The 12,651-nt window shown below is 58.3% G+C and carries 11 protein-coding genes; 7 read left to right on the forward strand and 4 right to left on the reverse strand.

Annotation, left to right across the window (positions count from 1 at the left end; translation table 11 throughout):
• Nucleotides 1-10: 10 nt before the first annotated feature.
• The 5 genes from CKALI_RS04670 to CKALI_RS04690 all read left to right on the forward strand — a co-directional run bounded on the left by CKALI_RS04670 (nt 11) and on the right by CKALI_RS04690 (nt 6,034).
• Nucleotides 11-1,375 carry a DHA2 family efflux MFS transporter permease subunit gene (locus tag CKALI_RS04670; RefSeq protein ID WP_231580531.1) on the forward strand — a complete coding sequence of 455 codons (1,365 nt, stop codon included), beginning with the start codon at nt 11-13 and terminating at the stop codon, nt 1,373-1,375.
• A gap of 25 nt (nt 1,376-1,400) precedes the next feature.
• A complete protein-coding gene (locus CKALI_RS04675; RefSeq protein WP_156192207.1) occupies nt 1,401-2,432 on the forward strand; it encodes a 6-phosphofructokinase in 1,032 nt (343 codons plus the stop codon).
• A gap of 132 nt (nt 2,433-2,564) precedes the next feature.
• Nucleotides 2,565-4,058, forward strand: coding sequence for an Asp-tRNA(Asn)/Glu-tRNA(Gln) amidotransferase subunit GatB (gene gatB, locus CKALI_RS04680; protein WP_156192208.1), 1,494 nt, complete (start codon nt 2,565-2,567; stop codon nt 4,056-4,058).
• Between the two features lie 28 nt (nt 4,059-4,086).
• Complete coding sequence (locus CKALI_RS04685; RefSeq protein WP_231580532.1) at nt 4,087-4,749, forward strand: sortase family protein; 663 nt, start codon at nt 4,087-4,089, stop codon at nt 4,747-4,749.
• Nucleotides 4,750-4,984: 235 nt separating this feature from the next.
• Nucleotides 4,985-6,034, forward strand: a complete 1,050-nt coding sequence (locus CKALI_RS04690) for an LPXTG cell wall anchor domain-containing protein (protein ID WP_156192209.1) — start codon at nt 4,985-4,987, stop codon at nt 6,032-6,034.
• 24 nt (nt 6,035-6,058) lie between these two features.
• On the opposite strand, the gene CKALI_RS04695 is transcribed toward CKALI_RS04690, so the two are convergent.
• Nucleotides 6,059-6,727, reverse strand: a complete 669-nt coding sequence (locus CKALI_RS04695) for a LysE/ArgO family amino acid transporter (protein ID WP_156192210.1) — start codon at nt 6,725-6,727, stop codon at nt 6,059-6,061.
• A 124-nt stretch (nt 6,728-6,851) separates the two neighbouring features.
• On the opposite strand from CKALI_RS04695, the gene CKALI_RS04700 reads away from it, so the two are divergent.
• Nucleotides 6,852-7,721, forward strand: a complete 870-nt coding sequence (locus CKALI_RS04700) for a LysR family transcriptional regulator ArgP (RefSeq protein ID WP_156192211.1) — start codon at nt 6,852-6,854, stop codon at nt 7,719-7,721.
• A gap of 84 nt (nt 7,722-7,805) precedes the next feature.
• The gene (locus CKALI_RS04705; protein ID WP_156192212.1) at nt 7,806-8,720 is read left to right on the forward strand and encodes a DoxX family protein; all 915 of its coding nucleotides are present in this window, start codon (nt 7,806-7,808) and stop codon (nt 8,718-8,720) included.
• On the opposite strand, the gene CKALI_RS04710 is transcribed toward CKALI_RS04705, so the two are convergent.
• Genes CKALI_RS04710 through CKALI_RS04720 form a run of 3 tightly spaced genes read right to left on the reverse strand, consistent with a single transcriptional unit; the run spans nt 8,704 to nt 12,335 of the window.
• The gene (locus CKALI_RS04710) at nt 8,704-9,957 is read right to left on the reverse strand and encodes a glycosyltransferase family 87 protein (RefSeq protein ID WP_156192213.1); all 1,254 of its coding nucleotides are present in this window, start codon (nt 9,955-9,957) and stop codon (nt 8,704-8,706) included. The genes CKALI_RS04705 and CKALI_RS04710 overlap by 17 nt on opposite strands.
• Nucleotides 9,958-9,968: 11 nt before the next feature.
• Nucleotides 9,969-11,810, reverse strand: a complete 1,842-nt coding sequence (gene ilvD / locus CKALI_RS04715) for a dihydroxy-acid dehydratase (protein ID WP_156192214.1) — start codon at nt 11,808-11,810, stop codon at nt 9,969-9,971.
• A gap of 30 nt (nt 11,811-11,840) precedes the next feature.
• Nucleotides 11,841-12,335, reverse strand: a complete 495-nt coding sequence (locus CKALI_RS04720; RefSeq protein ID WP_231580533.1) for a PH domain-containing protein — start codon at nt 12,333-12,335, stop codon at nt 11,841-11,843.
• Nucleotides 12,336-12,651 lie beyond the last annotated feature (316 nt).

Here is a 12,651-nt window from a genome sequence, read left to right on the forward strand (position 1 = left end):
GTCTTGGCCGGTGACTCAAACCAATCCCTGGAAGGCCTTGACCGCGCTGTGTACGGGCTTTTTCATGATCCTGCTCGATCAGACGATCGTGGCCGTAGCGACCCCAGCCCTGCAAGCGGAACTCGGTGCCGACTTGGGCTCGGTCGTGTGGGTGACTTCTATCTATCTGCTCGCCTACGCGGTGCCGCTGCTGGTGACGGGCCGGCTGGGAGATCGGTTTGGCCAGCGCAATATGTATGTGGCGGGCATGGTGGTGTTCACCCTGAGCTCGCTCGCATGTGGTCTCGCGCCGAGCATTGGGTGGCTTATCGCTGCGCGACTGGTGCAGGGGCTCGGTGCCTCAATGCTGACTCCGCAATCGATGAGCGTCATCAACCGCATTTTCCCGCGCGAAAAGCGCGGTGCTGCGATGGGCGTATGGGGCGCTGTCGCCGGACTTGCTTCTCTGGCCGGTCCCGTGCTGGGCGGCCTCATCGTGGGAACCGTCGGCTGGCAATGGATCTTTTTCATCAATGTGCCAGTGGGAATAGTCTGCATTCTCATGGTGCTCGCGTGGGTGCCGGACCTGGGGGCCACCGCAGCGCGTGTCGACGTCTTCAGCGTCCTCACCGTCATCCCAGCGATGTTCCTCGTCGTCTTCTCGCTGCAAGAGGGGCCTAATTTCGGCTGGGCGTGGTGGCTCTTCTTGGGGCTGCTTGCCGGACTAGCATTGATCGGAGTGTTCCTCTGGCTGCAAACCCGGGCCGAGCACCCGCTCCTACCACTGGCGGTTTTCAGCAACTCTAATTTCTCCCATGGTTCGTTTTCCATCTCCACCATGGGTTTCGCCGTCGCCGGTACGATGCTCCCGATCATGCTTTACCTGCAGGAAGGTAGGGGATTGTCTGCCGAAGCCGCCGGGCTGATGCTCGTGCCAATGGCAGTGATTTCTGGTGTGTTCGCTCCCTTCGTCGGGCGCATGGCCGACCGACTGCACCCGCGGGTCCTTTCCATGTTCGGTTTCGGCATGATGGTCGTGGCAATGCTGAGCCTCGTAGTGATCATGCGCGACAGTGTGCCAGTGGGATGGATGCTGCTTGGCTCCGCGTTGCTCGGCGTGGGAAATGCCTTCGTGTGGTCGCCGAATGCGACGACCACGATGCGGGATATGGACGTCGATAAGCTCGGTGCGGCGTCCGGGGTGTACAACACCTCCCGGCAGGTCGGAGCGGTGGTGGGCTCGGCAGCCATCGGTGCCGCGATGCAAGTATTCGTGCAGCACACCAGTGTGGCCAACGCCATGGGCTTGTCCATGATCGTTCCGTTGCTGGTGCTGTGTGCCGGCTTTATCAGCGTCTCGCGGTTCCGAGCGCAGCCCCTTCATACGGACAGCTAGCTAGGAGCTGACTACTATAGAGCCCATGCGTATTGCGACTCTCACCTCCGGTGGCGATTGCCCTGGACTCAATGCTGTTATCCGCGGTATCGTCCGCACCTGCTCATCTGAATTCGGCTCCAACGTCATTGGCTACGAAGACGGCTGGGTTGGTTTGATGGAAGACCGCCGCGTACAGCTGTATGACGACGCAGACATTGACAAGATTCTGCTCAAGGGCGGCACCATCCTCGGCACCGGTCGCCTTCACCCAGACAAGTTCAAGGCCGGCCTGGACACCATCAAAGCGAACCTGGCCGATGCCGGAGTCGACGCCCTGATCGCAATCGGCGGCGAAGGCACCTTGAAGGGTGCACAGTGGCTGGCTGACAACGGAATCCCTGTTATCGGCGTGCCAAAGACCATCGACAACGACGTCAACGGCACCGATTACACCTTTGGCTTCGACACCGCAGTGGCCGTTGCTACCGACGCCATCGATCGCCTGCACACCACAGCTGAATCCCACAACCGCGTGATGATCGTGGAAGTTATGGGTCGCCACGTGGGTTGGATCGCTCTGCACGCGGGCATGGCCGGCGGTGCGCACCACATCGTGATCCCAGAGGTGCCATTCAATATTGAGGCCATCTCCAAGCAAATGGAACGTCGTTTCCAGATGGGTGAGAAGTACGGCATCATCGTGGTCGCTGAAGGCGCCCTGCCGGAAGAAGGCACCATGGACTTCGACCTCGGTAGCGAGGACGAATTCGGCCACAAGACGTTCAACGGCATCGGCCAAGTCATTGCGGATGAAATCCACAAGCGTCTTGGCCACGATGTTCGCACCACGGTGCTCGGCCACATCCAGCGTGGCGGTACCCCTACTGCTTTCGACCGCGTCCTGGCGACCCGCTACGGTGTGCAGGCAGCTCGCGCAGTTCACCGCGGTGAACGCGGCAAGTGCGTGGCTCTGCACGGCGAGCACATCGAGCTCATCGACCTCCAAGAGGCAGTCGGCACCCTCAAGCAGGTTCCGCTGCAGCGCTACGAAACCGCCTGCGCACTCTTCGGCTAGTTTTCGCGTTTCACCAGCGCTACAGGTTGTTCGGACCTGTGGCGCTTTTTATTTTCTCGTGGTCACCCAGAAAACGTGGCACGACGGTCCCAAACGCAACCCGAGCCACGGAACTTAGTACACTAGATAACCATGACTGACCTGATGGATTTCGACGAAGTACTGACCAAGTATGACCCGGTTATGGGCATGGAAGTTCACGTCGAGTTGGCCACGGAAACCAAGATGTTTTCCGCCAGCTCCGCGCACTTTGGCGCAGACCCTAATACCAACGTCGATCCCGTGAGCCTCGGACTTCCGGGCGCACTGCCGGTGGTAAACGAAAAAGGTGTCGAGTGGGCGATCAAGATCGGCCTCGCGCTGAATTGCTCCATTGCGGAATCCTCCCGCTTCGCGCGTAAGAATTACTTCTACCCAGATCAGCCGAAGAACTACCAGATCTCCCAGTACGACGAGCCCATCGCGTATGACGGCTACTTGGATGTCGTCCTTGATGACGGCGAGACCTGGCGCATCGAGATCGAGCGCGCACACATGGAGGAAGATACCGCCAAGCTCACCCACCTCGGTGGCGCTGACGGCCGCATTTCCGGCGCGACCTCCTCGCTTGTCGACGCCAACCGCGCAGGCGTCCCCCTGATCGAAATCGTAACCAAGCCGATCGAAGGCGCAGGGGAGCGTGCCCCAGAGGTTGCTCGCGCGTATGTGTCCGCGCTGCGTGACCTGGTGAAGGCGCTCGGCGTTTCCGACGCTCGCATGGACCAGGGTTCTATGCGCGTGGACTCTAACCTGTCCTTGCGCCCAGTGGGCACTGTCGAATTCGGTACCCGTACTGAAACGAAGAACATTAACTCCATCAAGTCCGTTGAGCAGGCGGTGCGTTACGAAATGATGCGTCAAGCTGCTGTGCTCGAGGCAGGTGGCACCATCGATCAGGAAACCCGCCACTACCAGGAGACCGACGGCTCGACCTCCAAGGGACGCCCGAAGGAAACCGCGGAAGATTACCGCTACTTCAACGATCCTGACCTGCCACCAGTGATCGCGCCACGCGAATGGGTGGAAGAAATCCGCGCCACGCTTCCCGAGCTGCCGTGGGTACGCAAGGCTCGCATCCAGGAGGAATGGCAGCTTTCCGACGCCGAAATGCGTGACTTGGTGAACGCTGGCGCACTGGATCTCATCATCCAGACCGTGGAAGAAGGCACCACCCCTGACGAGGCTCGCTCTTGGTGGGTTTCCTACCTGTCCCAGAAGGCCAAGGAAGCTGATACCGAGCTCGATGCCCTGGCTGTCACCCCAGCACACGTGGCCCGGGTTGTTGCCTTGATTAAGGAAGGCAAACTCACGAACAAGCTCGGCCGTCAGGCAATCGACGGTGTGCTTGCTGGTGAAGGTGACGTTGACGAGGTCGTCGCGAAGCGTGGCCTTGAAGTGATGCAGGATGACGGCGCGATCGAGAAGGCTGTGGACGAGGCCCTGGCGGCGAACCCAGACGTCGTGGAAAAGATCAAGGCCGGCAACGCTAAAGCTGGCGGCGCCATTGTCGGTGCCGTGATGAAGGCGACCCGCGGCAAGGCTGATCCGGCCACGGTGAACAAGCTGATCGCACAGAAGTGTAAGTAGGCTGATCGCCACGCGAAAGGAACCAGGTGTGAAGCGTTTTCTCGCTGCCATGTGCGCCGTAGCTTTAGTGGGGTGTTCGCCGAAGGCGGAGATCCCACCAGAGGTGTCGTCTGGCGCTGTGCAGACCGAGGACATCGCGCACATCAATCCAAGCGCGGCGCTGGAGATCGTTATTCCTGACGTAGACATCCGGGCATCCTTTGATGAAGAGCCGTGCCGGGTGAAGAACGGGGCGATCGATCCGAAGTCGATGAGCAACGCCTGCGTGTACACCAGTCCGGACATGCCGTATGTACTGCCTGGCACCGATGCTAATGACCTCGTTGTCGTCGCTGGCCACACAGGTGCCGGAGTGCCCGCAGTTTTCAACAATCTCTACGACGGCAAGAACGACCGTCAGACTGTGCAAGAAGGGGCGAAGCTATACATTCGCACCGTAGCCTCGGAGGGTAAGTGGTTGGTCTATCGAGCCACCGATTTTCATGCCCCGCAGAAGGAAACACTGGCGGACAATTCCGAAATCTGGGGTGCTGAGCCAACTCCGGGTAGGTTGCTCACCATCAGTTGCGTGCAGCCGGCGAATCCGTTGGCCGCGTCGGTGCGCAACGCTGTGGTGGGGTGGCAGTTTGAGGGTGTCGCTGGCGGCAACGATGTCGGCTTAACGACGTCAATCGGCACACCAAATCAATAGGTTGCCCGCAAATAGAGCCCCCAAATGGGGGCTTTTCCTATTTCTGTCAAAACTGGCCTCCACCTGCACTTTGTTAGTAATGTTACTGGTGTGACAATTGAGACTAATGTTACTAAAGTTTCCAAAGTGCTTTAATTGGTCAAAGATACTTGTGGGTGAGAATGATTTCACCTTCGACTGGGTCGCAACAGCGTGCCAGTGATGTCCCATTGAATTCACCAATTAGAGGAAAATTATGAAGCGTTTTGCTACTTCTGTTACTGCATTGGCTGTTGCAGGTGCGATGTCTCTGTCCGTGCTTCCTGCAGCCCAGGCGCAAACTGCCGGTTCTTCTTTCTCCTACTCCATTGAGGGAATTGCGGGTTCCCTGCAGCAGTTCGCTAAGCTCTCTCCAGAGTTGCAAGCTGAAATTCGCGCTGCTATCGAAGCTCAAGATCTGCTGAAGCTTGTTCAGCTCAAGCTGCGCGTCGATGCCGAACTGGCCGCCCAGCAGGCCGTTGCTGACGGCAAGACCGGTGCTGAGGTAGAGGTTAAGGCTCCAGCAATGTCTTCGCATTCAGGTTCGAGCGCATTGGCTTCCGTTATCGCCGACGGTGCCTCCAGCAACAAGACTCAGCCGACCACCGGAAACACGGCTGGCGGAGAAGCCAAGGCAGAAGTTGGTTCTTCTGCTTCCTCCGTAGCGGACAAGATCACCTCCGGTTCTTCCTCTCGCACCGAAGGTGCTGAGACGAAGGGGGAGACTGGTTCTTCTGCATCTTCCGCGGTCGATAATGTTGTTTCGGGGTCTTCCGCTAAGACTGAGGGTACTGAGACGGGCGATCAGAAGGAGTCCGGTTCCTCCGCTAACCTGCTGGGCAACATTGATGCCCGTACCATCTTGGGTCTGACCGGTGTCACCCTTGCTGTGCTTTCATTCGGTGGCTTGCTGTCCTCCGATAGCAATGGTTCTTCCAGCGGATCTTCTGACGGCTCTTCTGCTAAGGACGAGACGAAGAAGGATGAAACCAAGAAGGAGGAAACCAAGAAGGAAGAGACTCAAAAGGGCGAGACCAAGAAGGAAGACACCACTAAGGGTGAAGCCACGAAGGGTGTAGCCAAGCAAGAGGTGCGCGGAGGCGTAGCAGCTGAGAGCCAGCAGAAGCAGGGCGAAGTGGCTGCGAAGAAGCGCGGTGTCCTGGCTGCCACGGGTGAATCCATGTCTATCCGTGTGCTTGCAGGTATTGCGCTCATGCTCGTTCTGGCCGCAGGCTTTGTTGCTCGCCGGAAGTTCGCTGCTAACTAAGACCGTTGGTGGGTCCTGTACTTGCTAGTGCAGGACCAGCTTGATGGTCATGAAGATCATCAAGCAGCCAATGGCCACATTGATAATTCGCCAAATAGCGGGTCGTTGCAGGATTGACGCTCCCTTGACGGAGAGAAAGCCAATGGTGGGGAACCAGATGGCACTGGAAACAAGCGCTCCGGCGGCAAAGTTCCAGCGAAGTACCTCTCCATGTTGATTGGCAATGCCACCTAGCATCACCAGAGCATCGATATAGGCCACGGGGTTCAGCCAAGTAAAGGCGAGAGCCGTGAGAACTGGTCGGTGCCAAGAAGTTCGCTTCCGGGTGCGTGTTGGGGCGGTCTTTACCAGCACATCGCCCCCCTCCAAACTATGAGACCGGGGACTTTCTTCGGCCACGATTCCAGTCTCTGATGGGGCTGCGGCATCGCGGAAGCATGTGAAGGCGAAGTACGCAAGGTACGCTGCACCGAACCACTTCAGCACGCTGAGGAACATAGGAGCGCTTTCGACGAGCACTCCCACTCCGAGGGTGCCGCCCAGGATGAGGATGACGTCGGAAAGCAAGCAGACGATGAGGATAGGAACGACGTGTTCCCGCTTGATTCCTTGCTTGATAATCAGCGCATTCTGGGGGCCGATGGCAACAATGAGGGATAGGCCGATGATCAAACCACTAACAAAAACGCTCATGGTCTCTATTGTCGCCTACTTTGCATTTTAAGCAAATGTAATCTTCCTACCTGGAAGTGAAAATGCCTAAACTCGCTAGAGTGATTTCGCTCGAAACATGCTAAAGGTGCGTTAGTATTACTTCATGAACCAAAATCATCTCACTACGTTGCTCGCCGTGTTGGATGAGGGCAGCTTCGAAGGTGCCGCAGACGCCTTGCGCATTACGCCTAGCGCAGTGAGCCAGCGCATCAAAGCGTTGGAGTCTGACATGGGGCGGGTACTTATTCGTCGCACCAGCCCGGTGGCCGCAACCGACGCGGGCGAAATTCTAGCGCAGGCTGCGCGTCGAATGGCGCTGCTCCAAGCTGAAACTGACGTCGCGCTGGAACGCAGTATTTCCCGAGTCCCACTGTCGGTAGCTATCAACGCTGATTCCCTGGCAACATGGTTCCAGTCGGTGTTTTCCGACGTAGCCAAGTGGAAGCATGCCACTTTGCAGCTGCGCATCGAGGATGAGGCGCACTCGCTCACTTTGCTGCGTCGCGGTGACTGTCTCGGCGCCGTGACAACTGAGGCAACGCCGGTATCAGGGTGCGACGTACGCGAGTTGGGAACTATGCGATACCGACCGGTGGCCACCCCTGCCCTGAAAGATGCATTTACCTCCGATGAAGGCATCGACTGGGCCGACATGCCGGTGCTCCGCTACGGCCCCAACGATGCCATCCAGGAATCTGACTGGCGTGGTCGGCTCCCGGAGCGCCCGCGCGAGCGTCGCGTCAGTCAGATCCCATCCTCCGAGGCTTTCCTCGAAGCCGTGCGCTGCGGTTTAGGCTGGGCGTATGTTGCCGACCTGCAGAGCGATCCGCTGCTCGAGACCGGCGAATTGGTGTTGCTTGACAGCACGCATGTCGACGTCCCTCTTTACTGGCAGCACTGGCGTCTACAGTCGGCCATGCTGCAGGATCTCACCCAGTCCGTCGTGGATGCCGCAAAGCAGCACTTGTCCTAGAAAGTTCGATACGTTATCGAATCGACGTGGTTTTTTGCCGTGTTTGTCGGTATTTGCCGAGGGATGCTGGCCTAGTCTTGTGGCATGACCAACAATCAGCACCCTGACCGAATGCAACCAGCAGACCTTGATGGTCTGGACAATGTCCCCACCTATGACCCGAAGAAAAGCGGTTCGGGGCTAGGTAAGTTTTATGAGCGTTACGGCCGTTCGGCGCCGAAGAACATTGACCCGAATGCTGCAGAAGCTGTTTCTGAATCAACGCCAGTGAGCACGAACGATGCGACTGCTACCCATGACCTGTACAAGGTCAGCAATGAACCAGAGCCGACCGCATCTTTCGACGCTCCGACAGTGTCCGAGTCGCCGTATCAGCAGCCTGCTGCCGCCATGTCCGACCCTTTCTCAGCAACTGCTACCTCAGCAACCCCGGCTACGACAACGGATTATGATGACGCCCCGGTCGTCGATAAGCCTGCAGATGCCCGACGCGGCACGATCGACCTTGGTTTGATGATTATTCGCCTGGGCGTCGGTGCGTTGCTGACCTTTATGGCTGTACAAACCTTCTTCGAGCTCGGTGGAGCGCCGGGCATTAATGGTCTGAAGGAGCAGTTCGCGAATTACGCGATGGGCGACATCCTGGCCATTGCCGTGCCAACGATGCAGCTGGTGGCTGGTGTGTTCCTGCTGCTCGGCCTGCTCACCCCGGTGGCAGCTTCGATCGCCACCGCGGTCACTGGATTCGGCGCAGTCCACGCGCTGGCGCAGCAAGATGGAATTAGCTGGCTCAACCCAGGCGATAGCCTCATTCTGCCGTTCCTGCTCGCACTCATCGCATTCGGGCTGCAGTTCACCGGACCTGGTCGCATCTCCTTGGATGTCGCGCGCAGCTGGGCAAAGCGACCACTCGTATCCTCGTGGATTTGGGCGATCGTCGGCGTTGCTGGCGCCGTCGCCATGTGGTGGTTCCTCGCGGGCGTTAATCCACTCGGCTAGGAGCTGGGTTTCCTCTCATCACCACGAACAGGCTGACCACGATGAAGACCATCAGCCAGAGATAGCCCGAGAGGACCAGCTTTTCCAGGATGCTGAGGTGGAACATCTCAGCATTCAAATCACCAAAAATCCAGTGCGGCTTGATTTGTAAGCAAAATAGCCATGTGGCTCCTGCGCAGATTCCAAGCAGCACTGGATTTCCTGCTGTAGTGAGCCAGCGGAACAACAAGACCATGGCAAATAGCGGCATCCATACCCAGTGGTGCGACCACGAAATCGGGGAGATGATCAGCATAAGGCCCGCGTTGGCCAGGGCTGCATCCACGATCATGTCACGGCGGAACATCATGATCATGAGACGCGCGACAGCGACGATCGCGATCACGACGAACACCAGCCACAGGATGTCAATCAAACCTTGATGGGCCACCGCTGCCTGTTCAGATGGCGCCCAGCGCGCGAGCATCCCCTTGATTGATTGGTTGGTCAGGTAGGCAGTACTCACGCCTGCCTCGCTGGTGGAATTCATCTTGAAAATTGTGTCGGTGTAGAACTCGATTGTGGCAGTGAGACGGAAACACGCGGTGATCGCGGTGACCACTACACCCGAAACAACTGCCCACCCGATTGCCCTGAAATCCTTCCTGAGCAGGAAGAACAGGCAGAGCGCGACCGGTGTGAGTTTGATGGCCGCGGCGATGCCGATCAGCGTGCCTTGGGGTAGCCAGCGTTTACGGGGCACTAAATCCAGGACACACAGCGCCATGACCAGCACATTGATCTGTCCGAAGCTGGCGTTCATGGTGTGCGGCTCTGACAGCAGTGCCAGCGGCCACATCACGCACGCGAAAGTGAAGGCGTGTAAGCGGTTCGCGATGAGAGCCTGTGCGATCGCATAGATGCACACAAACGTCAGGGCCGTGGACATGGCGAGCACGAATGCCGCGGCTACCTCGCTACTTACCAACGCGAACGGAGACAGAATCGCGGCTCCGAAGGGCGGATAGATGAACGGCAATACGACGCCACGAACGTTGAAGGACTCAAAGTACAGCGATTGATTGTCCAAAAACGCCCTCCCCCCGGCCCGGTAGACCTCCATGTCCAGCAAAAATTCCCATTTTGTGAAGAACATGTAGATCTGCCAGAAGCCAGAAACGAGGGCGATTCCACAGATGGTCCAAAGAACTTTAGGACTCAATTCCATTCTGACGGCTTGCGACGGGGACACAATCATAGTGACCCACTTTAGTCCACCCGGCGCACGGCTCCCTTGTCCGCAGAGGTTGCTAGCTGTGCGTAAGCGCGCAAGGCCCGGGTCACGGTACGTTGGCGGGCGCGAGGCTGCCACGGCTTGTCGCTGGTGAGCATGGCTTCACGACGCCGCTCCAGTTCCTCCTCGCTCACTTCAACCTGCAGCAGACGCTCATGCACGTCGATGGTGATGATGTCGCCATCCTCAATCAGCCCGATGACGCCGCCATGGGCAGCCTCAGGGGAGATGTGGCCGATGGACAGACCTGAGGAGCCGCCCGAGAAGCGGCCATCGGTGATGAGTGCGCACTTCTTGCCAAGTCCGGCGCCCTTGAGGAACGCAGTCGGGTGCAGCATTTCCTGCATACCCGGGCCGCCGGAGGGGCCTTCGTAGCGCACGACGAGGACGTCGCCGGGCTGGATCGTTTTGTTCAAAATGACGGACACAGCCTCTTCTTGGGATTCCACCACGCGTGCCGGTCCGGTGAAGTGCCAGAGGTCTTCATCCACGCCAGCGGCCTTGATGATCGCGCCGTCAGGAGCGATGTTGCCACGCAGAACAGCGAGTCCGCCGTCCTTGGTATAAGCGTGCTCGACGTCGCGGATGCAGCCGTTAGCAGCGTCCGTGTCCAGGCTGTCCCATTGATTATTAGTGGAAAATGCCTCGGTGGTGCGGACTCCGCCAGGAGCGGCGTGGAACAGTTGGATAGCCTTCTCGGTGGCTTTACCGGAGCGAATGTCCCAGTCTTCCAGCCATTCCTTGAGCGTCGGGGCGTGTACGGCGTGGACATCCTCGTTCAAGAGTCCGCCACGGTAGAGCTCACCGAGGATCGCGGGGATGCCGCCGGCGCGGTGGACATCTTCCATGTGGTAGTCGGAGTTAGGGGAGACCTTGCTCAGGCAGCCGACCTTCTTGGACAACATGTCGATGTCAGCCAGGTCAAAGTCAATCTCGCCTTCCTGGGCTGCCGCGAGAATGTGTAGCACGGTGTTAGTCGAGCCACCCATGGCCATGTCGAGTGCCATGGCGTTTTCAAAGGCATGTTTGGTGGCGATGTTACGTGGCAGCGCGGACTCGTCGCCTTCGCCGTAGTAGCGCTTGGCGAGATCGACGATGGTGCGGCCGGCTTCCTCGAACAGGGCACGACGTGCTTCGTGGGTAGCCAGTGTGGAGCCGTTGCCTGGAAGGGAAAGGCCGAGGGCCTCAGTAAGGCAGTTCATGGAGTTTGCGGTGAACATGCCCGAGCATGAGCCACAGGTTGGGCAAGCGGAGCGCTCGACTTCGGTCAGGCCGGATTCGTCCACGGAATCATTGGCAGACGCGGAGATCGCGGTGATGAGGTCGGTGGGAGCGTGGGCGACGCCGTCGACAACAACTGCCTTGCCAGCTTCCATCGGACCACCGGAGACGAAAACTACGGGGATGTTCAGACGCAGAGCAGCGTTCAGCATGCCCGGGGTGATCTTGTCACAGTTAGAAATACAGACCAGGGCGTCGGCAGTGTGGGCATTGACCATGTACTCGACCGAGTCAGCGATGATTTCGCGCGACGGCAGGGAATACAGCATGCCACCGTGTCCCATGGCGATTCCATCATCGACAGCGATGGTGTGGAACTCTTTGGCCACGCCGCCAGCTGCCACGATGGCCTCCGCAACGATCTCGCCCACGTTCTTGAGATGAACATGGCCCGGGACGAACTGCGTGTAGGAGTTGGCAATAGCAATGATCGGCTTGCCAAAGTCATTGTCGCCCATGCCGGTTGCGCGCCAGAGAGCGCGGGCACCTGCGGCGTTACGACCAACGGTGGTTACTTTTGAACGGAGAGGGATCATGGCTACTCGCTTACTTGTTCACGAGGGGGTTTAGGCCTCATCTTTATGCTTCAGGATTTGTCGACCATCGCGGTAGAAAACCACGACCTTTTCATCGGCGGCTTCGCGGCCGGCAGTTAGTACGTCAACAATGCGCCCCTGGGAGGCGGCGCTGAGCTGAGGCAAAGAGTTGAAGGACACCCCGGGGAGGGAGAACTCCTTGTCGGACGAGTTCCTGGCAAAGGTCTTGCTGCCGCCAAACCGAATACCAGCAAAATCCTCCCACGACACCTTTTGGGCAGCGGTAAACGCGTGGTGGGCGGTGATTCCGTTCTCGTCAACAATCGTCTTAGATTTCAGTACCCAATACGCAAAAAGCGCAGGAATAGCCAGGATCCAAAACAGGTATAGGGGCTTTGCACCGATGACGAGCAAGGAGATCAGCGCCATCACACCAGCACCGATGAGGTGAGTGCGGTCAGCGTGGAAGGTGGCTGCCTGCGGCGCTTGTGGCGTGTTAGGCGAGGAGGCGGTCTCAGAACTCATAGTGGTCATTCTATGCAGGAGGGGGGATCTGGTGGGAGTCGGGGCTATTTCCGCGATCATCATGCGGGTATTTGTGCAGGTAAATCGAGGGGGTTGTAACTCTCGGGGGCAAAAATGGGACAACTGTTTCAAAGTGTGAGACACTTGCGGGGGTGGAAATGGAACGGAATTTCCCAAAATTGCTTTTCATATCCAACGCACTGTGTATTATCGAGGCATGCACATTATTCGACTTGTAGTACTCGTACGTTCACGGCGCTTGCCGTAGCGACGCCTACAAGTCGTCCCCAGTCAAGCGCCCTCGACAACACCCACC

Origin of the sequence: Corynebacterium kalinowskii, from assembly GCF_009734385.1 — a bacterium.
GTDB lineage: Bacteria > Actinomycetota > Actinomycetes > Mycobacteriales > Mycobacteriaceae > Corynebacterium > Corynebacterium kalinowskii.

Bases quoted from the DNA above. Each gene is read 5' to 3' on its own strand.
- ilvD (WP_156192214.1), bottom strand. From the start codon at position 11,810: ATGATCCCTCTCCGTTCAAAAGTAACCACCGTTGGTCGTAACGCCGCA.
- CKALI_RS04705 (WP_156192212.1), top strand. From the start codon at position 7,806: ATGACCAACAATCAGCACCCTGACCGAATGCAACCAGCAGACCTTGAT.
- CKALI_RS04710 (WP_156192213.1), bottom strand. From the start codon at position 9,957: ATGATTGTGTCCCCGTCGCAAGCCGTCAGAATGGAATTGAGTCCTAAA.
- CKALI_RS04720 (WP_231580533.1), bottom strand. From the start codon at position 12,335: ATGAGTTCTGAGACCGCCTCCTCGCCTAACACGCCACAAGCGCCGCAG.
- CKALI_RS04700 (WP_156192211.1), top strand. From the start codon at position 6,852: ATGAACCAAAATCATCTCACTACGTTGCTCGCCGTGTTGGATGAGGGC.
- CKALI_RS04675 (WP_156192207.1), top strand. From the start codon at position 1,401: ATGCGTATTGCGACTCTCACCTCCGGTGGCGATTGCCCTGGACTCAAT.
- gatB (WP_156192208.1), top strand. From the start codon at position 2,565: ATGACTGACCTGATGGATTTCGACGAAGTACTGACCAAGTATGACCCG.
- CKALI_RS04690 (WP_156192209.1), top strand. From the start codon at position 4,985: ATGAAGCGTTTTGCTACTTCTGTTACTGCATTGGCTGTTGCAGGTGCG.
- CKALI_RS04695 (WP_156192210.1), bottom strand. From the start codon at position 6,727: ATGAGCGTTTTTGTTAGTGGTTTGATCATCGGCCTATCCCTCATTGTT.